This window comes from Paludibaculum fermentans (assembly GCF_051172195.1).
GTDB lineage: Bacteria > Acidobacteriota > Terriglobia > Bryobacterales > Bryobacteraceae > Paludibaculum > Paludibaculum fermentans_A.
This window is the reverse complement of sequence record NZ_JBPJAQ010000002.1, coordinates 1-20,441: the sequence shown is the minus strand read 5'-3', so window position 1 is coordinate 20,441 and position 20,441 is coordinate 1. Positions and strand designations below refer to the sequence as shown.

General features: G+C 63.1%; 15 protein-coding genes. 3 read left to right on the top strand and 12 right to left on the bottom strand.

Annotation, left to right across the window (positions count from 1 at the left end):
- Positions 1–3 precede the first annotated feature (3 nt).
- From ACR9Y2_RS26825 to ACR9Y2_RS26805, 5 genes are all read right to left on the bottom strand, one after another.
- Positions 4–339, bottom strand: a complete 336-nt coding sequence (locus ACR9Y2_RS26825) for a PadR family transcriptional regulator (protein WP_435044932.1) — start codon at positions 337–339, stop codon at positions 4–6.
- An 81-nt stretch (positions 340–420) separates the two neighbouring features.
- A complete protein-coding gene (locus tag ACR9Y2_RS26820) occupies positions 421–2,949 on the bottom strand; it encodes an ADOP family duplicated permease (RefSeq protein WP_435044930.1) in 2,529 nt (842 codons plus the stop codon).
- Entirely contained in the window at positions 2,949–3,290 is a 342-nt protein-coding gene (locus tag ACR9Y2_RS26815; protein ID WP_435044929.1) for a PadR family transcriptional regulator, read from the bottom strand. The genes ACR9Y2_RS26820 and ACR9Y2_RS26815 overlap by 1 nt, the downstream gene beginning before the upstream one ends.
- 63 nt (positions 3,291–3,353) lie before the next feature.
- Complete coding sequence (locus ACR9Y2_RS26810; RefSeq protein ID WP_435044928.1) at positions 3,354–3,503, bottom strand: lmo0937 family membrane protein; 150 nt, start codon at positions 3,501–3,503, stop codon at positions 3,354–3,356.
- A gap of 137 nt (positions 3,504–3,640) precedes the next feature.
- Entirely contained in the window at positions 3,641–4,033 is a 393-nt protein-coding gene (locus tag ACR9Y2_RS26805) for a hypothetical protein (RefSeq protein WP_435044926.1), read from the bottom strand.
- Between the two features lie 337 nt (positions 4,034–4,370).
- On the opposite strand from ACR9Y2_RS26805, the gene ACR9Y2_RS26800 reads away from it, so the two are divergent.
- Together ACR9Y2_RS26800 and ACR9Y2_RS26795 are read left to right on the top strand one after the other, a co-directional pair.
- The gene (locus ACR9Y2_RS26800; RefSeq protein ID WP_435044925.1) at positions 4,371–4,895 is read left to right on the top strand and encodes a BON domain-containing protein; all 525 of its coding nucleotides are present in this window, start codon (positions 4,371–4,373) and stop codon (positions 4,893–4,895) included.
- Between the two features lie 89 nt (positions 4,896–4,984).
- Positions 4,985–5,245, top strand: coding sequence for a GlsB/YeaQ/YmgE family stress response membrane protein (locus ACR9Y2_RS26795; protein ID WP_435044924.1), 261 nt, complete (start codon positions 4,985–4,987; stop codon positions 5,243–5,245).
- A 5-nt stretch (positions 5,246–5,250) separates the two neighbouring features.
- Here the strand turns inward: ACR9Y2_RS26795 and ACR9Y2_RS26790 are convergent, their stop codons facing one another.
- The 7 genes from ACR9Y2_RS26790 to ACR9Y2_RS26760 all read right to left on the bottom strand — a co-directional run bounded on the left by ACR9Y2_RS26790 (position 5,251) and on the right by ACR9Y2_RS26760 (position 17,720).
- Positions 5,251–6,468 carry an alkaline phosphatase family protein gene (locus ACR9Y2_RS26790; protein ID WP_435044923.1) on the bottom strand — a complete coding sequence of 406 codons (1,218 nt, stop codon included), beginning with the start codon at positions 6,466–6,468 and terminating at the stop codon, positions 5,251–5,253.
- A 69-nt stretch (positions 6,469–6,537) separates the two neighbouring features.
- The gene (locus tag ACR9Y2_RS26785) at positions 6,538–9,558 is read right to left on the bottom strand and encodes a WD40 repeat domain-containing protein (protein ID WP_435044922.1); all 3,021 of its coding nucleotides are present in this window, start codon (positions 9,556–9,558) and stop codon (positions 6,538–6,540) included.
- Complete coding sequence (locus ACR9Y2_RS26780; protein ID WP_435044921.1) at positions 9,552–10,742, bottom strand: SIR2 family NAD-dependent protein deacylase; 1,191 nt, start codon at positions 10,740–10,742, stop codon at positions 9,552–9,554. The genes ACR9Y2_RS26785 and ACR9Y2_RS26780 overlap by 7 nt, the downstream gene beginning before the upstream one ends.
- Before the next feature lie 91 nt (positions 10,743–10,833).
- The gene (locus tag ACR9Y2_RS26775) at positions 10,834–12,519 is read right to left on the bottom strand and encodes an OmpA family protein (protein ID WP_435044919.1); all 1,686 of its coding nucleotides are present in this window, start codon (positions 12,517–12,519) and stop codon (positions 10,834–10,836) included.
- Between the two features lie 1,366 nt (positions 12,520–13,885).
- Complete coding sequence (locus ACR9Y2_RS26770; RefSeq protein ID WP_435044917.1) at positions 13,886–14,362, bottom strand: VOC family protein; 477 nt, start codon at positions 14,360–14,362, stop codon at positions 13,886–13,888.
- Between the two features lie 383 nt (positions 14,363–14,745).
- Entirely contained in the window at positions 14,746–15,090 is a 345-nt protein-coding gene (locus ACR9Y2_RS26765) for a hypothetical protein (protein ID WP_435044916.1), read from the bottom strand.
- A gap of 1,157 nt (positions 15,091–16,247) precedes the next feature.
- Positions 16,248–17,720, bottom strand: coding sequence for a fused MFS/spermidine synthase (locus ACR9Y2_RS26760; protein ID WP_435044915.1), 1,473 nt, complete (start codon positions 17,718–17,720; stop codon positions 16,248–16,250).
- A 118-nt stretch (positions 17,721–17,838) separates the two neighbouring features.
- Between ACR9Y2_RS26760 and ACR9Y2_RS26755 the strand changes: the two genes are divergently transcribed.
- Positions 17,839–19,950 (top strand): hypothetical protein, encoded by a 2,112-nt coding sequence (locus tag ACR9Y2_RS26755; RefSeq protein ID WP_435044914.1) that lies wholly within the window; start codon positions 17,839–17,841, stop codon positions 19,948–19,950.
- The last annotated feature ends 491 nt before the right edge of the window (positions 19,951–20,441 follow it).

Here is a 20,441-nt window from a genome sequence, read left to right as displayed (position 1 = left end):
CAATCAGGCGTACTGCAGGAACCGCGCCACGGCCGAGGTCAGCCGTGCCCAGTTCTCTTCTTCCTGCTTCAGCCGCTCCAGGCCGGCCGGGGTGATCTCGTAATACCGGGCGCGGCGCTTGTTCTCCGTGGTCCCCCACTCAGCCGAAATCAGCGAGTCCTGCGCCATCCGGTGCAGCGCCGGGTACAGCGAACCCTCTTCCACGCGCAGCTCTTCCCTGGAGATTTGCTGGATCTGGAGCGTGATGCCGTAACCGTGCGTCCGGCCCCGGCTGGCAAGCACCTTCAACACCAGCAGGTCCAGCGTGCCCTGCAGGCGGTCGTTGTCGTGTCGTCCCAATGGATCTCTCCTAGCTGTCTAGTATAGACGTCTAGGAGAGATACCCGTCTCGAAGAGTTTTAGGGAAATTCGCAGGCCCGGTCAGTTCTCTCGCAAAACCGCCAAAGGCTTGTGGCGCTGCGCTTCCCAGGCGGGACAAAGGCAGGCACACAGCGAACTGAGCAGCAGGATCAGCAACACCGCCACGGCGTTCCTCAGATCGTTCGGGGCGACCTCATAGAGTTGGCTCGCCAACACGCGCCCGGTCAAACCGAACACGGCCCACCCAACTCCGGCTCCGGCTGCCGTGAGCAGGAGCCCCCGAGTCAGTACCAGGCCGGTGATGCCCGATGCACTCGCGCCCAACGCAATCCGGATCGCCAGTTCCCGCCGGCGCTGCCGCATCTCCAGCGCAAGCGTGCCATACAGGCCTAGCACGGTCAGCAGCAGCCCTACCAGCGCGAACAACCCGGTCAGTACGGCCGGAGAACGCCGGTCGCCCAGGCTCCTGCTCACCCAGTCGTCCAACCGCCGCACCACGATCCGCTCCAGGTTCGGGTCCACACTGGCCACTGCGGCCGCCACCGCTCGCGACAGGCCCTCATCCGTACGAGCCGTGCGCAGCACATACGTGCCCCCGTCGAGCCCGGTCTGGCTGATGGGGATGTAGATCTGCGGCCGGATCGCGCTGTCCAGCCCGGTCTGGTAGGTGTCCCCCACAACGCCCACAATCTCCCATAGCGTGGTCCGCCGCGGCACCAGGTCCGTCTGGAAACGGAGCTGCACCCGCTTGCCTCGCAGGCTGCCGCCCTTCGCGAAAAGCCGCTCGAAGGTCCGGTTCACCATCACCGCCGCCGGCCGGCCGGTGCGGTCCTGCTCCCAGGAGAACCCGCGGCCGTTCAGCAACGGGATCCGCAAAGTGGAGAAGTAGGCGGGATCGATCACGTCGTAAGCCACCCACGACCATTCAGTCTGCGGCAGCCCCGCGCCCTCGAACTGGAACGCGGTCGTGTTGTTCCGGCCGTTGAGCGGCAGGTGCCAGGCCGCCCCGGCCGATTCGACGCCAGGGATCGACGTCAGCCGGTCGCGCAGCTGCTTGTGGAACTCGATCATCTGGCGATCCGTGTAGCGCGCTTCCGGCAGTCCGAAGCCGAAGTACTGGACCTGGGCGCTCTCGAAGCCCGGGTGGCGTGTAGCCAGGTTCAGGAACACGCGCAGAAAGGCCCCGGCGCTCAGCAGCAGCACCAGGCTCAGCGCCACCTGGCTGACGACCAGCATCTGCCGCAGCCGGAACGGCAGGGTACCGCGGCGGGCACCTGTTTCGCTGCCATCCCGGATGGTGGCGTTCAGCCGTAGGGAACGCAGGAAGAGCGCCGGCGCGAAGCCGCACAGTACGGTGATGAGCAGGCACAGCCCTGAGGCGAAAACCAGTGTCGAGGAATTGAAGCCGAGCGCGCTGACTGGCTGCGCGGCGCCGCCGAAGCGCAGTACGACAGGCAGGCCGCGCAGCAGCGCGACGCCAAACAACAAACCGAGTCCGCCGCCCATGACACTCAACACCAGCGCCTCGGCCAGCATCTGCCGCAGGACGGCGGCGAGTCCCGCGCCCAGGGCGGCCCGGATCGCCATCTCGCGGCTCCGCGCCAGCGCACGGGCCAGGATCAGGTTCATGACATTCGTGCAAACGATCGCCAGCAGCAGCAGAGCGGCCGCCGTCAGCAGGAACAATGGACGCCGCAGGCTGCCCTTCCAGGTATCGTCCAACAGCTCAATGTCCGCGCCGCCGCGTAGGTTCTCAGCCGGCCATGCCTCGGCCAGCCGGGCGCCAATGGTGCGTATCTCGGCCTGCGCCTGTGCAAAGACCGTTCCATCTCTCAGACGCGCCACGGCCCGCATGGGGCGGGTGTCCCGGCCGTTGTAGTCCTTGTGATTGAAGGGGACGTACGCATCGACAACGGTACCCGACGTGGGGAAGACAAACCCGGGCGGCAGGATGCCGATCACCTCGAAGGGCTGTTCATTCAACTGCACCGTGCGGCCCAGCAGGCCCGGCTCCCGATGGAATTGCTCCGCCCACAGCGCATCCGTGAGGATGATCACAGCCTTCCCCTGCAGCTCTTCTTCTTCCAGGAAGGCGCGCCCCCGCACCGGCCCGGTGCCCAGCACGCGGAAGAGCTCCGACGTGACCATCGCCGTGTTGATGACGGAGACCGCTGAGCCGGCGTCCCCCTGCCCGCCGCGCAGGCCGAAGGTGCGCGTCATGAAGCCGGCCATCGCCTGGAACGATCGGCTTTGCGCGCGCCAGTCGAGCAGGTTTGGCAGTGATACGGGACGGAAGCCCTTCCCTGTCTGCGTTTCGTGCACTGCGACGACACGGCCTGGTTCGGGGTACGGCAGCGCATGCAGCAGCAGGCGGTCCATCGCACAGTAGACCGCCGTGATGCCGCCCATGCCCAGGGCGAGGGTCAATACGACCGTCAGGCTGAATCCCGAGGATCGCCGCAGCGTGCGCCCTGCATGGCGGAGCTCGCGCGCCCACGCTTCGAAAGACCCGAAGATGTGGCCGCCCTCCGCTCCCCACCGTTGGAGAAGCGAACGCAACCGGTAAGGCCAGGACCTGACGCTCAGCATCAGGCTTCCAACTCCTTCAGGCGCACCACCTCGGTGATGGACGAAGAGAGCCGTTCCCAGTTGGCCGCTTCCTTCTCCAGGTGCCCGCGGCCCGTGGCCGTCAGCGAATAGAACTTGGCCCGGCGCCCCAGCTCACTGGTCTTCCACTCAGCCGTGATCCACCCCGCCTGCTCGAGCTTATGAAGAGCAGGATAGAGTGATCCGTCGCTGACACTCAGCACGTCGCCGGAGACCTGCTTCAAACGCTGCCCCACCGCCCAGCCATGCATCGGGCCCAAAGCCAGGATCTTCAGCAGCAACAGGTCGAGCGTGCCCTGGACCAGGTCGGTTGGTTTGCTCATGCAATTGTCCTCGGTAACCGAGAACAATTATACGACGAGCAGCAGGCCCCGGCTCAACAACAGTTATATGGCGCTTCTGCGTCCCGTGATCAGGTTGAAGACGATCGCGACCAGGGCCACGACCAGCAGCAAGTGGATCAGGCTCCCGCCTACGCTCATGCTGAATCCGAGCAGCCAGAGCACTAACATTACAGCGACTATCGTCCAAAGCATTTGATTCTCCTGTGCCCATCCCTGAGCACCATTTAGTTCGAACGTCGACCGCCACGTTGCGCCAGAGCCCATTCATACGCTTTGCAGACAGTCAGGAGGAACGATGATTGGTCACCGCCCCAATGCCTCGCCTCGCATCAAACTCGGGCGGTAGCGCCTCGCTTGAAGGAACACCCAATCAGGAACCCAATCACGCCCACGATGATGAGCGACTGGCCAGGGTTCTTCCGGACCACGGCCCTGACACTGGTCAGCACCGAGTCGACGTCGTGCTCGCGAACATAGCCGGCGGTCGCGCTCAACCGGTCCGCGGCCGAGTGCGCCAAACCGCTGGCCGTCTCAACACCAGGGAGATTCTCGGCCGTGCCATGCAACGAGGCCGCGGCCTTGTCCAGCTTCGCGGCTGCCATCCGGCTGAGCTCCGCTGCTTTCGCCTTCAACTGGGTCGCCCCGTCGGAAAGCCTGTCGCTGAGCTGGGAGGATTCGTCCGCGATCCTGTCGGTAAAAGAGGTGGATGAACTGTCTGGCATATGTTGCTCCTGGCCGGTATAGGGGCATGCGAAGCACCAATTTGCGCCATTCAGGTCTTTTGGGCAGGCAGATATTTCCGAAGTGCGGTAAGTAAGGCGCAACACTAGGTAAGCCGCTCCGGCCGAGGGCTCTTGTGAATCGGCTCGTCACCCGAATTCCTGGCTCGTGACCGACTGCGGGGCGTCGAATGACCCCCTACAGTCAGGCCGTTCCAGCGATTCGGCTCTCCGCCTCGCGCGTGTCCCGTCGATTTGACCTCAAAGTTGGCCCTCCGTTTGCATATACAACCTCGTGAGTCGTACCTGACTTAACAGACTCGTGTACTGGAGAAAACCTATGAACCGCTTTACTCAAGGACTGGTCCTGCTCACCGTGCTGGCGGTGCCAACCCTCTGCCCGGCTCAAACCGCTGACGCGCAGAAGCGCTTGCTCAAGGAGGTGCGTCATGAGTTGGTGATGCTGCCTTACTACGGCGTGTTCGACAACCTCTCCTACCGCATCGACGGCTACAAGGTGACACTCATGGGCCAGGTCACCCGTCCGACTCTCAAGGAGGATGCAGGCCGGGTAGTCAAGCAGATTGAAGGCGTCGAGAGCGTGGACAATCAGATCGAAGTCCTGCCGTTGTCCCCCAACGACGACCGCCTGCGCCGCGCCCTCTACCGCGCCATCTACTCGAATCCCGGACTCGACCGGTATACCTTGTCCGCGGTCCCTTCCATCCATATCATCGTGGCCAACGGCAATGTGTCTCTCGAGGGCGTGGTCAACAGTGAAGGAGACCGGACTATCGCCAACGTCGCGGCGGGCGGAGTCTCCGGCGTCTTCTCGGTGAAGAACAACCTGACAGTCGCCAAGTAGCAGCGCGGCCGGAAAGGACTGCACCCACGCCGCCTGCGCGTGCTACCTTTCAGAGTGCCGTTGAAATGCGGGCAACTTAGGAGGACTACATGTTGAGCTTCATCTGGATGTGTCTCATCGGCCTGGTTGCCGGTGCACTGGCCAAACTGATTATGCCTGGCAAGGATCCGGGCGGCATGCTGATCACCATGCTCCTCGGCATCGCCGGCTCCGTCGTGGCGGGCTTTCTGGGTCGTAGCCTGGGCTGGTATCACGAAGGTGAAGGCGCCGGACTAATCATGTCCGTGGTCGGCGCGATCCTGCTGCTGTGGGTCTACCGGATGATGCGCAAAGGCCCGGCCGCCGGCTGACCGCGTTACTTGGGGCCGGGCGTGAACGGGATGCCCAGTAAAGTGGCCAGGCGCCCGGCAACTTCTTTCTGGGAGAACTCAGGCAGCCGCGCCGGTTGGATGCCTGGCCCCCAGGCCGCATAGACCGCGCGATAACGCGTCGGCCAATGGCCGTGGTTGCCCGCTTCGTGCGGCTTGGCATGAACAGCGGACCCATCGCCCGAAGTGAAGAAGATGCCCTCGGTGGATTCAAACGCGGCTTCCACCGGGGCGAGGTCGGGCGCATAGCGATGGAGTTCCTCCTGCGGAATCTCGCGCCCAATGCCGTAGCTGCCTCCGGCTTTCAACTCGCGCAGAAACGCCGCCGCCGCGGGCGTTGACGCCAGCACATAGCCACCCAGGACCCTCACTCCTTCTACTCCGCGCGCTTTGGCGGCCGCATTCAGGTTGATGTCTTCTTCCACCTTCTCGAAGCCATGGTCGGAGACGAGCACGAAGGTGTAATCCGCCGGCAACGCGCTCAGCATCTGGCCGACATACTCGTCAATGTTTTCCAGCGTGGCATTGGCGGCCCGTGTGAAGGGTCCATTCCGGTGCGCTTCGGAGTCGAGATCGACCAGGTGCGCCAGGATGAGATCGGGTTTCACGGTCTTCAATAAATACAGCACGGCCATGCTGCGATTGCGGTCTTCCATCCACTCACGCGGGAAGGCGGGGTAGAGGGCGGAGATGCTCTTCACCAGGTCGGCCGGCACGCACTTGGATTCGATGGAGCGGACGTCCATGTCGCCGCCGCGCCTGCCTTGAAAGTATTCGGGCAGGTTCCAGGTCACTGGCGCATCCACGGTCACCGGCCAGGTGATGGTGGCGCTGCTGCGGCCGGCCACCTTCACGGCATCGAGGAGAGTGCGGGCCTTTAGGAGCGATGCGCTCCAGTAGTATTCCCCGCCCTCGGACTTCGGCCGGCGATTGCCGAGGATCCCGTGGACGTCCGGACCGACGCCGCTGATCATCGTCGTATGCGACGGCCAGGTAACGGTGGGCGCCTGGCCGACCACCCCGTGCGACCACTGCCCCTCTTTCAGTACGCGGCGGATGTTCGGGATGCGGAGCCCGAGGCGATCGGCCTCTTCGAGGTAGCGTTGGTCGAGACCATCGATCGAGACCACCAGCACGCGCTTCGCCTGCGCGGCCAGGGGTACTGCCGCCAGGAGGAGGGAGATCAACAGAAGGGAGGGTTGCATGGATTGTTGGCGCCGGCGCGCTCTTCTGACTGTGCCACGAATAGACGCTGCCCTGCGGAGCCGCGGCAGCTACTTCGCGGTTTCGCGCAGGTCCGCCGGGCACGGGGAGGACTGCAGATACTGCTTGCACTCGTCGGCGGTGAGGGAGCGCCTGACGTAGTGGCGCGCGAGATCGAGCAGGTCATCGTAGGTGGCGGCGTAGGTCCGGATGAAGCCATCGGCTCCGCTGGAGGCGACCATCTTGCCGTTCGGACTATAGGCCACGCGGTTGGCGCCGCCGGCATGGGCGGAGTAGCGGAGGAGTTCGGTGCTGTTGGTCATGTCCCAGACACGGATTGTGCCGTCCTGCCCGCTGGTGGCCAGCTCCTGGATTTTCGGGCGGCAGGCTACTCCGAAGACCGGACCCGTATGGCCGCGCATCGTGAGCGTATCGGCCTTTCTCACGACATCGGCTACGCCCGAGGCATCGGCGACGGCGATCCAGGTGCCTGTGCTGCCGCCAAAAGAGATGTCCAGCAGGCCACCCGGTTTCGGGCCGATATCCCTCTGCGCGGCGCCTTCCCTGACCGGCGTCAGCAGGAGGTGCCGGTCCATGCCGGCACTGGCGATGATGCTGCCGTCGGGCGAAAAGCGAACGGCTACCGCGCGGTCTTTGTGCGTGGCGACGAGCCTCGGAGTGTTCTTCTGGATGGGCAGATCGATCTGGTAGACGCTGCCGTCCGACAGGGCCACAGCCACGGATTTCCCGTCGGGCGCGAAGTCCACAGACCAGACGCTTTTGAAGAAGCTATGCCCGTCGTAGTTCTTGCCGGAGGCGGTCCACAGATTGAGGAGGCCATCCAGGCTGACGCTCGCGATGTTCTTGCCATTTGGGCTGATGGCGACGTCCCAAACCTGCTTGGAGGGCGGGACATTCTTCCAGTCACCGATCAGGGCGCCGGCAGCCAGGTCGACGATCTTCACGGAGCCATCACCCGAGCCGGCGATCACGCGCCCGCCATCGGGGGAAAAGGCAATGCCGTAGAGCGCCTGGGACGAGGCGCGGATGCGTTTGAGCGGCGTATTGAGGTCCCAGACCCTGATCTCGCCGGTTCGGCTGAGGGTGACCGGCGCCCCGTTGCGGTCCCAGCCCACTGCCAGCGCGGCTCCGGCGGAACCTGGCAACCGGGTGATCAGGTCGAGGTTGGCCCGGTCGAGGATGGCCGCGGTCCCGTCGTCCAGGCCTACCAGCAGACGGGTGGCGGCGGCATTCCATTGCAGGCGGGTAACGGGGGAACTGCCGACATGAACGGAGCGCTGCGGGGAAATCGCATAGGCTGTTGCGGCGGCCGCCGTGACAGAGACGGAACCGGACTGATTGCCTTTGGCCAGCAGGCCGTTGACGATGTCCTGATCGAAGGGCGCGGCAAGTGGGCCGGCATAGGGTGCGATGCGGCCATCGCGGGCCACGAGGGACCGTGCGGCACCGCGGGTGACCACGACGAAGCCCTGCGGCTGAATGGCGATATCCGTGGCATCGGCGATGCGCGCCAGCTTGACGGCCTTGTTGTCCGGACCCCAGACGATCACATCTCCCTTGTCGGACAGGGCAACCACCGTATCGCCGCCCACCGCGGCGCTGACGATGGGCCCGAGGTTGCCGGTAACGGTGGGGCGCGGAGTGGCCAGGACATCGCCGAGGATGCGCGAGACATCGGCATGATCGGCCGCCCCGCCGGAGACGTTCACCGCGGCGAGGGTGAGGAGCGCGGCGCGTTCCGAATCCACCAGGGAGAGGAGCGTCGCGGTATCGAGAATCGGCTTGGCCTCGACGGTGCGGACCAGGGCGGTGTTGGACTCTGAAAGCGAGGTGTTCGAGCGGAACAGGAGGATAGCGCCAATGAAAGCGAGAACGGCCAGCATAGCCGCCACTTCGAGGAGGCGGCGAATGCGAACACTGGAGCGGCGGGCCTCTTTTTGGCACTCATCACGGTAGCGTTCGGCCCAGGCGGTGAGGAAGGGCGCGTACATGTCGTGGTAGAGCTCGAACCAGATGGCGCCTCCGGGCGCCGGGGTACGCCGCAGGATCCGGACACTGCTGAGCGCGGAGAGCGCGTTGTCGAGTTTCTCCCTGTCCAGTTTGAGGTGCTCGGCCAGGCTGTTCAGCTCGTAGGCCATCTTGGCGCCCTGGCGGGTGATGAGAAAGCCGAAGGCTCCGGAGATGACTTCCTTGGCGGCCTTGTCGAGCGGATCCAGATTCACATCGCAGTAGGCGCGGAGGGCGTTGGAGGCACCGCCCGGTTCGTACTGCCTCGGGAAGCCGCTTTCCTCAGTGGGCGGACTCTCTTCCCACAGGCGGCGGCAAGCGATTTGAAGGTAAGGCGGGGAGACGAATTCGCGGGAGCGATAGGTGGCGCCGGGCATCCCGGGGGCGGCGGCGCGGAGCAGGTCTTCGATGAGTTCAGGCAGCAGCGGGGATTTGCCGACACCGGCGGAGCGGGTTGTCGCCTCGATGATCTCCTTCGCCTGGCGGCGCGTGGGCGACTTGAGGCGGTAGTAGTTGCCAAAGAGGTCGGGGGCTTTGTTGTCGAAGGCGCTGAGCTCGCCGAGGAACTCCTCGCGCAGGGCGAAGATGACGCGCGCCTCGACCGTTTCCGTATTGATGAGTTCACAAAGGCTGGCGACGAACTGATCGAACTCGGGGGTGTCGCGATGGTTCTGGAAGACCTCCTCGAACTGATCGAGGATGAAGAGGGTGCCGCTCAATTGCTGGTGGGCCGAGGGCAGCATACCGACGAGGGAAGTCCCGTCCGGGCACTGGAAGCCTTGGGCGGACCAGGCGGAACGCAAGGCGTCGCGCAGGCAGGAGAGGGGGTCGCCGGCGCTCCAGGCGGAGTGCGCGCAGATGCAGTAGCGGCGCTCCAGTTCGGGTGCGACCTTGGCGTTGAGGAAGGAGGTCTTCCCTACCCCGGACCCGGCGAACAGGAGGGTGGTGCGGCGCGAGAAGATGCGGGCCAGGATTACGGTAAGGTCGTCGTCGCGGCCGAAGAGGACCTCGCGATCGTTACGCGTGTAAGAGGACAGACCGCGAAAAGGATTGGGGCCTACCATAGCGAGGGTGTATCGGACCAGGCCGAGGGCTCCGCGCGGCGTTTGATCTCACCCGCAAACTTCACGAGATCGGCGACGCAGACGTTGATGGTGGGTTGCGAGAGGTATTGGGACTCGAAGTCGTTCACCCAACTGACGACGGCGTAGTCCCGGACGTCCTTGGTGAGCGCGCGCTGGTCGATGATGGTGCGGTACATGGCGCGCACATTCCAGTCGGAGAAGCTGTAGCCGAGAAAGAGGAAGCCGGTATTGGCCTGGCCTTCGTTCTGCATGAGGCGGGTGACGGCGGCGGGGATGACGCCATCGCCGGATTCGCCCTGGCGTTTGAGGAAGGCGATGTAGTCTTCGTCGGAGAGGATGATGCTGTCGTCGGTGGTCCCGGCTGGGGGAAAGAGGCAGCCATGCATCTTATAGAGGACGGCCACGGGCTTGCGGGCAGCGACGGCCGGCAGGGTGAAGAGGGCGGGTTGTTTGCACTTCAGGCCCTCCAGGAAATCAGCGAAGTCCTCATTGGAGAGGCCAAACCAGGACTGGAGACTGGTGCTGGGGCGGACGGAGACGTGGCGCTGTTTGCGGCCCACGGTGAGCACGATATAGGGGACTTTGGCGGCATCGAAGGCCAGCTCGATGAGCTGATCGTAGTTGGTGGTGATGACTAGGTAGTCGCGTTTGGTATTGCGCAGGTGGTGGCGGGCGGCGCGGGCGATGAGGTCCTGGGAAGGCAGCGGCTGGGTTTTGCCGGCGAAGAGGGATTCGAGGTCCTTGCGATGGGGATCGCGGCCGCGGACGAACTCGTGGTAGCTGGACACGGGCAGCAGGGAGTAGGGCCAGGAGCCGTGGTAGCTGACATTGGCGGCGAGGGCGTTGGCCAGTTCGCGGGCGGAGGGCGGATAAGGTTTCTGGCCGGCGATGTCCATCCAGTCGGGCTCGTGGTCCTCGTAGTTCTGGAGATCGAAGGCTTGCCGGATGCCCTGTTTCAGGTGTTCGAGACCGGCGCCGGAGAGGCCCCAGCGGGTAGCCAGTTCATCGATTTCCGAGTCTGGCGGGTAAGTGGGCACGGGCATGGTGGACGGAGGCGCTCCGGCGATGGAGGCACCTGCGCCGAGGAACGGGATGAGGGCCTGGTTCTCGGCCAGCACATCCGCCACGAGAGATGCGTACGGAATGGAAGGGAGGACAGGCATCCAGTTAGTGCCTCACATTCTAACAGCGAATGCGAATAGCAATACGGATGATTTACAGGCCCTGGTTGTTTCGGACCAGCCGTTGTGACGGCTACTGCCGGACGAATTCGACGCGGCGATTCTGCGAGCGGCCCTGGGGCGTGTCGTTGGAGTCGATTGGTTTGGTGGCGCCCAACCCGGCGGTGGTGAGGCGCGCGGCGTCGATGCCGAACTGGGCGGCGAGGACGCCTTTGACGGCCTCGGCGCGGCGGCGGGAGAGATCCAGGTTCTGGGCGGCATTGCCGACGGAGTCGGTGTGGCCTTCGATGAGAAGCTTCAGGTTCGGGTTCGTTTCGAGTCCCTTGGCGATGGTCTGAATGACGGCGGCGGATTCCGGTTTCATGCGGTCGCTGCCGGTGTCAAAGAGGATGCCGTGAGTGACGTAGCGTCCCGAGGCACTGAGTGTCTGGCTGAAGTCGGGGGCGGATTCCGCGAAGCGGATCATGCGATAGCCGATGGACTGACCGGCGAAGCTGTTGCTGTTCACAAAGTCGACCTTGGTGATGGGCGGGAGATCGACCTGGTTGAAGTCGAGCTGTTTCTCACCGTTCACGAAGATGCGCATGCGTCCGTTCTGGACCCAGAGGGCGAACCGCACGACGTTGTTCCAGCTCATGGGAAGGCGCTTGCGGCCGAGTTCCTGGTAGGGCGCGCGCATGGAGGCGACGAGGTCGAGCTGATCCTGTCCCGCGTAAGTGACGAAGTGGAAGACCTCCTTCGTGTTGGAAAAGAGGATCAGGGTCATGATGGCACGCTTCACACCGTCGTACTTGAAGTCGGCTTCGTAGGTGAAGTTCCCGGGGAGCGAAGTGAGGTTTGGAGTGAGCGTACCGTTGGCGGTGACCAGGAGTTGCCGAACGGCTCCGGCGGCCTGCAGGTCGGGGGAAGCTCCGCGGACTTTGAAGTGGGGCGGCGCGTCGCCGGGGGCCATATCCGAGAAGTCGTCGAAGAAGATGGTTTTCTCGCCGGGCACGAATGCCGGGGTGAGGGATTTGAACTCAGGCTGAGGTGTCGCGCCTGGGGCATTGACTGCGGCGGGTTGGGGAGCGGATTGCGAAGCCGGCATTGCCGTGGTGGCGGTGGCCACTGGCTGTGCCGCCACTGGCGCGGCGGCAGGCTGAGCTGGAGCAGAAGCCGCAACCGGTTGGGCGGCGCCGAGGGTGGAGAGGGGAGCGCCCCCGCGGGCGTTGGCTTCGATGAGGAGGCGGCTGCCCGGGGCGAAGCGAATGTTGGGGGCGTCGGCTGCGATCTGGACCATGGCGATGGAGGCGCCCGCTCCGACGACGGAGCCGATTGCCGCGCCTTTGCCGCCTCCGGCGATGCCACCGATCATGGCGCCGAGGCCTGTTCCGCCGGCGACTTTGGCGACGTTGCCCGTGCCGCGCTTTACGATGCGGCCTTCTTCATCCACATCCTGCCTGCCTTTGGAATTGATGGCCGATTTGAATTGCGAGCTGATCTGGATGGCGGAGCCGCCGTGGCGGAGAGTATCAAACGTGAAAGAGAAGACTGACTTGCCTCCGAGCTTGGCGCCGGAGCGTGATTCCGTGATCCTCCCTTCCACCACATCGCCCTGGAGCTGCGGCGGTGCTATGACGCGGCCAGAGATCAGATCGCCTTTGCGGCTGGTGTCGGTGCCGATCTGATTCATGAGCTCGACTTGAATGTCTATGGATTGGGCCTGGATGCAGCCTGTGAACAACAACATCGAGGCGAGCCAAGTGAATGGCTGTTTCATCGCGATCCTCCTCCGAAGATGCGGCCCTGCTGGGCACTACAGAGAGCTATATCACAAATCATCTATAAAGACCTGCTTATCTCGTATTAAACCCAAGGTATACCCCGTTCGGCCAGGAGTACGGAGCGAGTGCGGATGGGCGAAGCGGGTGGAATCCCCGGAGGTGGCGCGTTGAGTTGGCGGTTCGATTGTCAAAGAGCACGCCCGGTCGCGCGCAGGGCGGGCTCCGGGGCTGATTTCGAGGGCGGTTGATTGTTCGGCTCAGGGTTGAGGCTCGCCGGCGTTGCGCCCGTCAGGTAGAAGGACGGGGCAGGCCGGACTGGGGCGCGTTGGCTTTGATCCCTCACGGAGAGTGGATTGGCGAATTGCGGTCGCCTTGGTTGTGGTTCGGCGTTGATCCGATTCTGGTAGTCCGTCGCTCATGCTGCGGGACTGGGTTGGACGACGCGGGGTGTGTTGGCTTTGATCGCTCAGGGAGAGTGGATTGGTGGGTTGCGGTCCCCGGGTTGTGGTTCGGCGTTGATCCGTTTCGGGTTGCCCGTCGCTCATGATCCGAGACTGGGCTGGACGACGCGGGATGCGTTGGCTTTGATCCCTCACAGGGAGTGGATTGGTGGGTTGCGGTCTCCGGGTTGTGGTTCGGTGTTGATCCGTTTCTGGTAGCCCGTCGCTCAGGCTCCGAGACTGGGCTGGACGACGCGGGGCGCGTTGGCTTTGATCCCTCACAGGGAGTGGATTGGTGGGTTGCGGTCTCCGGGTTGTGGTTCGGTGCTGATCCGATTCTGGTAGCTCGCCGCTCATGATCCGAGACTGGGCTGGACGACGCGGGGTGCGTTGGCTTTGATCGCTCGCAGGGAGTGGATTGGCGAATTGCGTTCCCCGGGTTGTGGTTCGGCGTTGATCCGATTCTGGTGGTCCGTCGCTCAGGCTCCGGGACTGAGTTGGACGACGCGGGGTGCGTTGGCTTTGATCGCTCGCGGGGAGTGGATTGGCGGGTTGGGGTTTGGATGGATTTTGGGCTTTGCGGGCGTGGGGGCTGGCGCCGGCGTCGCGGCGGTTGTCCCCGGGCGTGGCTGGCCTGCCAGCGCGCGCTCCAATCTGTTTCGAGCCAGTTCGTCGTTCCATATATCTCCCTGGCCGGCATTGTAGTGGACGACGTCCAAGGAAACGGCCTCAGGGCTTAGTGAGGCGACGGCGGCAAGCGCCTTATCGTCAAATACTTATGGGGGATTGCGATTTATTTGAAAGCGCGTGACCGGGTTTGGGCGGTGACTGGATTCTGAGGGGAAATGCGCAGGAGCCGCCCGATTCAGCCCGCGTTGCAGGTGAACCGGGGACGAATCGGGCGGCGGCTGGTCTATTTCTGTCAGCCTCGGCGGGCGGCCTCGATGGCGGCGATGTCGAGTTTCTTCATCTTCATCATGGCCTCGAAGGCGCGTTTGGCCTCCTCACCGCCAGCCGCGAGCGCATCGATCATGACACGCGGGGTGATCTGCCAGGAGAGGCCCCAGCGGTCCTTGCACCAACCGCAGGCGCTTTCCATGCCGCCGTTGCCGACGATGGCGTTCCAGTAACGATCAGTCTCCTCCTGCGTGTCGGTGGCGATCTGGAACGAAAATGCCTCGGAGTGCTTGAAGGCCGGACCGCCGTTGAGACCGATGCAGGGAATACCGAGCACGGTGAACTCCACCGTCAGTTCATCGCCTTTTTTGCCGCTGGGATAGTCAGCAGGCGCCCGATGAACAGCAAGGACTTTGCTATCCGGGAAGGTGGCGGCGTAAAAGGTGGCCGCCTGGAGGGCGTCCTTGTCGTACCACAGGCAGAGCGTATTCTTGGCTTGCATGTTCGTGATCTCCTTGAGCTCCAGCAGAGCGAGTGTGAGGCCGTTGCGATGGCGGGCGCCGGCGAACCGCGAGTTCCAGCGCGGTTCGAACTCGGCTTACATTCGCTTTCCCGCGAATACCGATGTGCAGTTTTGAATCATAGCGCAGGTAAAGTTTGAGTTCGAGAGGGCGGCGTTTGAGAGCCTAGAGGGGAACGGAATGGCGGGGTGCATGGGAGGGGTCCGGATACTGGCGAGCGGGCAATCGTTGCGGCAAGCCGCAGGCGCACCGCGGCGCCTGAGTGAGGCGTCCCGGCACAGTTTGCTTACCAGCCTGTGGCAGAAGTCGCGCAACGGGACTTCCGCCACAGACTGGTACCTGCATTGCCGCATCGCGGAGTGCGTTATTTCTGTCCGTTTTTACAGGAAGCGGCAATCGTCTTGATGGTTCGGGGCTGGAAGGATTTCTCGCCGCCACGATCCACGATTTCGCCCTTTAGTTCGACGGTCTGGTTCAGATAGTTGTCCAGTTTTGACGAACCGGAGAAGACAACTTTCTGGCCTGAAGTATCGTCTGCCAGGGCGTAGGTTTGCGCATCGCTGCCCTTGGTCAGGCAGCCTTTCAGGGTGGCAGGCATTTCTTCGCTCTTTTGATCCTGGGGTGGAGCCGGTCGAGCCGGTGGCTCCTGCGCAAACGCGCCGACGCCCAGGAGCAAAAAGGTAGCAGTATAAAGCAGAATGTTCTTCAATCGAACCTCCGGCGGAATTGATGCAATTTTGGCGCCACGACATTGAAGGAGCGGCGGCAGTCCTGAACTTGAAAAATCATATTTTAACCTATTTTCAGCAACTTAGCCCAGCCTGGACGGAGATGCAAAGCCATTTAAGTCCTTTATTTTAAAGCACATGCTTGATGTTGCAGACCACGCTGGAATTCGTATTTCACGAGTCATCCGCGAGCCGATTGCGGCAAATATTACGCGTACATTTTGCTAATTTCCGAATGCGGGACGGCAATCGTTATTGACGCGCGCGGGATGGAGGAGGCGAAGCAATTGCGAGGAGAGGGCAAAAGCCGGCAAACAGCGGGCGTCAAGAAAGGTTTGCGGCCAGAGGACACTGGCCTGACGAGCCGGGCAGCGTACGAAGGGCCGATGTGGGTCCAGCAGCCTGAACGCGCGTTATTGGCCGCCGCCGAAGGAGTGCCGGAGCTGAAGGCGCAGCCGGAAGCGGAGGCGACCAAAATAGGAACCGGCTGATGATCACGGCCGAGTGTGTAAATGTCCCCTCCTTGCGCCGCAGGCTGGCTCCCGCCCTGAGGAACACGTCCAGGCGGCCGCCGGCGTGCCCTCGCCGTCAATTCGGGCGGCTGCACGACGGCGGCTGCAGGGTCCTGTTGCAGGACGGCTCCCCCGCTTCGGCCGCAGGCCGAGGAGGGGGTCAGGGGGAGGAGATCAAGAAACGCTCCATTTGCACGGACGAGACGCCCGCAGGGCGGCGAAGGACGTGCGGGTCCTTGTTGCCCCCAGTCAGCCGTGGAGTGGGTCGAGGCGGGGGCGCGTAGCTCCTGCCCGTCAGTCTGTTTCTGCCTCGGAGAGGGTCAGAGCAACGGGCTTGCGGTGGCCGGCGTTGCCTTCGACTTGATGCGTCCCAGCGGCGATTGTGATCGCTGGAATCAGGATAGCCTCGGTCGAATTTCTTGCCTGTTGAGGCGCAGGGGGAGCCGCATGCTGTTGATGCTGTGTGACTTATGCGTCTGGCGAGGATGCTAGACGAATCGCGGCAATACATGCCAAAAGCTTGGCGAAGTGCGCGGAGTCATCTATAAATTCTGTTCGTTCAATTACTTACAAAGTGGGACGGGTCAGGCTGTCGACTTTCGGTCGTCGACTTTCGGTCGCCGCCCTTAGCGGCCGACAGCCAGCTGCCGTGCTGCCATGTGCTCCACCGGAGCGAAGTCGTCGGTCAACTCGAATGCTGCTGGTATTGGACTGGTCCAAAGATGCGCCAGAAACGGCCGTAGTTCCGGCGCTGTCAGCGTCAGTGCTTCCGGTCTGGCAGCGGCCACCAACACCAGATTCTGTACCCGCGTGGCGTCGCCCGGGTAAAACACAGGGAAGACCAGGACATGAGGGAAGATCCGCTTAAGTGTGGCGTATTCATGCTGGAAGAAGGCCCCGCCAGGTCCGTCGATCCCCGAAACGAAGTTCACCAGCAGTACACCATCCGGCGCTAAGCGGGCCGCGATGCGCCGCGCCGACTCAACCGTCGCCAACTGTTGCGGAATCGTGCGCCCCCAGAATACGTCGAGAAAAACCGCATCATAACGCGGCCCTACGCGATTCAGAAACACGCGCCCGTCTTCGTGGTGGAGTGAGAGTCGCGGGTCGGGCGTGAAGTGAAAGTACTCCTGGGCAACCTGACTGACCCCCGGATCAAGCTCAACGACATCCACGAAAGCCTCGGGGAACGTGGCCAGAAGGTAGCGGGGAAACGACAGCGCTCCGCCACCAACGCAGAGTATTCGCCGAAGTGATGGGCGCAGATACCGCACCATTGAGAAGAACCGTGTGTAGTCCAGTGCCAGTTCTTGGGGTCTGTCGAGGAACATCGCCGAATGATACTCAGAGAACCCCATTGCGAGCACGCGCACGGGTTGCCGGTTCGGCACAGGCAGATCGAAGACGAGCAGCCGCTGATACGCCGTGTCCCGATCAAGTAACAGCTGCCCCGCGGCCCACGCTGGAGGCGAGGCCACAAAGTAACACACCGACGCGCCCCAGATTGCCAGTACGCCCAACCGGGCACGGTTCAACTGCAACGGCGCGTTTAGCGCAGAGCAACCCAGCAGGCACAGGCCTATCAGGTAGACCAGGCGGGTGCTGCCGACATTCGGAATCAGCCAGAAACCCGCGGCGAATGCGCCGGCGATGCTCCCCAGCGTGGAGATCGCATACAGCTTGCCCACGGTGGAGCCGGAACTTGAAACGCTCGTCATCCGTAGCCGTGCGGCGAAGGGGGAGACCACGCCCAGCAGCACCGCCGGCAGCGCAAACAGCATCGCTGCCCCCAGCGAGTTCCATCGTGGGTCTCCCTCGCTGGTTGCGAGTGCGGAGAGCAAGGGCCCCTGCGCAATCGGTATTAGAGAAACGGCCGCTGCCGCCCCTATCAGCGTGAGCGCGAGGACACGCGGCTGAGGGCTTCGGTCCGCCAGTCGCCCTCCCAGCCAATAGCCCAGGCTCAGGCTGCCGAGGATGACCCCGATGAGACTGGTCCAGACATACAGTGAAGTTCCGACATAGGGTGCCAGAATTCGGGAAGCGACGAGTTCCAGAATCAGAACCAATGCGCCACTGAGAAAGACCGTGAGTTCGAGCATGATCGCTGACAGGCCACCGAGGCTTTGCTGTACGGTATCACAGGCTGGCTCAATTTCATGCAAACAGATCTGAAACGAGTTAATCTGCTGGATGAAAGCGATTTGGAGGAGACCGGCAATGCGCACACTGCTATTCAGCCTGCTACTTGTGTTTTCCAGTTCGCTCTTCGGAGGCACGACAGTAATCCATGTGGACACCGAGGGTTCCGGAGCGATAGTTGATACAGACGGGAAGACACTCACCGCCAAGGGCGCCGCGTTTTGGAACGGTACCAAATGGGTCACGAACGACACTGCGGCGCACATGTACTTCACGGATGTGCGCACGGGAACCCGGCTGAAGGCCTACACCACGACCTTGGTGCAGGGCAATCAGCCAGGAGCGGTCAGTGTGCCAGGCGGCACCGCTACTCTTGAGCGAAGCACCTATACCTACCAGAAGGCCACTGCGAGCGGCGTCTATCAGTTTAGAGCTAGCCAATATCGACTGGCAGTGCCGCAAGGGGAGACCGTTGTCCTCAGGTCCAGGGGAACAGGCAAGGGCTCTGGCGGCGCCTACTTCGACATCTACATCGAGCACGCCAAAGGAACAGTCCTGGCCATTCGAGGCGACCCAATTGCCTTTCAATACGCGATGGGCGTCGATCAGGCATTGCAGCAAACCTCGACCACCAGTTCCAGACTCTGGAGCCTTCCCTCCTCCAACGGTGACTACTTCTTCGACGCCAATGGCGGCTCTGACATGGGCGGCGTCAGCTATCACTTCCACACTGCGGACCTAGCGCTGGAGGACTCGGGGCTCGGCATGGCAACCCCATTCGCCGCGGACTTCAGCTACCAGTGGATGGATAAGTCCAACACGCTGCAGGAACTCCGATTCATCCCCTATATCGAGCAGGTGTTGCCTGGTGGCGATGTGCTCAGCGGAGCCGGCGCCCTTCCGCAGGTTGCCTCGGGCGGCGGCTGGAAGACCACCTTCACCACGGTCAACCTCGGCTCCGCACAGGCGCAGACCCGCATCTCCTTCTTTAACGATGCAGGCACGGCCTTGTCGCTGCCGTTACGCCCGATCTCGGCCGCGTCACGCACCGAGGAGGCCTCCTCATCCATCGACAACACACTGCCCTCGGGCGCCTCGGCAGTTGTGGTCACTGAAGCTGCAGGAGATGTGAAAGTGGGTTGGGGAGACCTCCTCGCCAGCGGGGCCGTCGGGGGCTTCGCCATCTTCCGCGCCAATGGCCAGGAGGCCGTCGTCCCGTTGGAAGACCGAAAGGCTGACAAGTACGTCCTCTGGTACGACAACACCGCGGGGTCCGTCACCAGCATGGCCATGTCCAACGCGTCCGGCGCCCCGGTGGTGGTAGAGGCAGTGGTTCGGGCTGAAGATGGTTCGACCAAGGACACCAGGACGATCAAGCTCCCAGCCCAGGGCCATGCGGCGTTCGAATTGGTGAAGCAACTCGCCGTCACCGCAGATAGCCGTGGCAGCGTGGAGTTCCGGTCGCCGGGCGGTATGGTGAGCATGCTCGGCCTGCGATTCCGCGGCAGCGCCATCACCACCATCCCGGTTCTGACGGCGATCACGGGCGGCGGCTCCATGACCCACATCGCCAGCGGCGGCGGATGGAAGACCACCATCACCCTTGTCAATCAGGGCACGGCGCCGGCGCCGATTCGTCTGAACTTCTACGCCGGCGACGGCCAACCACTGTTGCTGCCTCTCGGCCAGGGAGAGTCTGTGGACACCACTGCCCGGACCCTGGCACCTGGCGCGTCACTCATCCTCGAGAGCGAAGGTCCTTCCGGTTCACCGACACTCTCCGGGTGGGCCGAGCTTGTGACTGACGGCGCCGTCGGCGGCTTTGCCATCTTCCAATCCGGAGGACAGGAGGCCGTCGTACCGATCGAGAGCCGCCGTACCGGCACCGATGTGCTCTGGTATGACAACACCGCGGGGTTCGTCACCAGCGTCGCCATCGCGAACCCCAGTGCCGCCGCGGCCGTCTTCGATGTCATCGTCCGGAACGAGGGCGGTGAGGAGATCGGCAGGACCACGCTGAACCTTCCAGGCCACGGCCACACGGCCTTCGCATCATACAGTCGCTTCCCCGCGACAGCCGATGGCCGGGGCATCCTGGAGTTTCGCGCCCAGGGCAGCACGCCTGTCAGCGTACTCGGGTTGCGCTTCAACGCGAATTCGTTCACCACCATTCCCGTTCTGGCAAAGTAGCCGCGCTCCGGTAATCGGCGCGCGTCGACAGCGCTCGGCAAACAGGAACGCTTGAGCGGACATATCATTTGGATTCATTTATTGCTCCCCAAAGAGAGGCGGGAGCTAATCCTGGGTGCGGAGCGCATTGCGCTCCCGCTAGCGTCCGGCTATAAGTCCCACAGATTCAACTGGTTAGAAGATCCTGTCGATTCTTCTTGGGACTCGATGTCCTGGAAGGCCTGCAAAATGGGCACTTGCTCGAAAAGCGTGACACTCAGCACCTGTAGGCACTAGTGTCCGGCTATCGCTGCGGAGTCCGGTGATAACCCAGAAAAGGGGACATCCATGATAAGTAGTTGTCAAGGGAAGACACACTTTTCCCTGTGCTCCCGTTGGTGGAACTTCTTTCGTGCTGCCCGTTCCCCTGTTGACGTCCCCAGCTTCAGATTGGACCATCGCCGAATGCCGGCGTGGCCAGACATCCATTTGCAGCATCCGGGCCCTTCTCA

Bases quoted from the DNA above. Each gene is read 5' to 3' on its own strand.
- ACR9Y2_RS26820 (WP_435044930.1), bottom strand. From the start codon at position 2,949: ATGCTGAGCGTCAGGTCCTGGCCTTACCGGTTGCGTTCGCTTCTCCAA.
- ACR9Y2_RS26815 (WP_435044929.1), bottom strand. From the start codon at position 3,290: ATGAGCAAACCAACCGACCTGGTCCAGGGCACGCTCGACCTGTTGCTG.
- ACR9Y2_RS26760 (WP_435044915.1), bottom strand. From the start codon at position 17,720: ATGCTCGAACTCACGGTCTTTCTCAGTGGCGCATTGGTTCTGATTCTG.
- ACR9Y2_RS26790 (WP_435044923.1), bottom strand. From the start codon at position 6,468: ATGCAACCCTCCCTTCTGTTGATCTCCCTCCTCCTGGCGGCAGTACCC.
- ACR9Y2_RS26785 (WP_435044922.1), bottom strand. From the start codon at position 9,558: ATGGTAGGCCCCAATCCTTTTCGCGGTCTGTCCTCTTACACGCGTAAC.
- ACR9Y2_RS26770 (WP_435044917.1), bottom strand. From the start codon at position 14,362: ATGCAAGCCAAGAATACGCTCTGCCTGTGGTACGACAAGGACGCCCTC.
- ACR9Y2_RS26780 (WP_435044921.1), bottom strand. From the start codon at position 10,742: ATGCCTGTCCTCCCTTCCATTCCGTACGCATCTCTCGTGGCGGATGTG.
- ACR9Y2_RS26775 (WP_435044919.1), bottom strand. From the start codon at position 12,519: ATGAAACAGCCATTCACTTGGCTCGCCTCGATGTTGTTGTTCACAGGC.
- ACR9Y2_RS26805 (WP_435044926.1), bottom strand. From the start codon at position 4,033: ATGCCAGACAGTTCATCCACCTCTTTTACCGACAGGATCGCGGACGAA.
- ACR9Y2_RS26810 (WP_435044928.1), bottom strand. From the start codon at position 3,503: ATGCTTTGGACGATAGTCGCTGTAATGTTAGTGCTCTGGCTGCTCGGA.
- ACR9Y2_RS26795 (WP_435044924.1), top strand. From the start codon at position 4,985: ATGTTGAGCTTCATCTGGATGTGTCTCATCGGCCTGGTTGCCGGTGCA.
- ACR9Y2_RS26755 (WP_435044914.1), top strand. From the start codon at position 17,839: ATGCGCACACTGCTATTCAGCCTGCTACTTGTGTTTTCCAGTTCGCTC.
- ACR9Y2_RS26800 (WP_435044925.1), top strand. From the start codon at position 4,371: ATGAACCGCTTTACTCAAGGACTGGTCCTGCTCACCGTGCTGGCGGTG.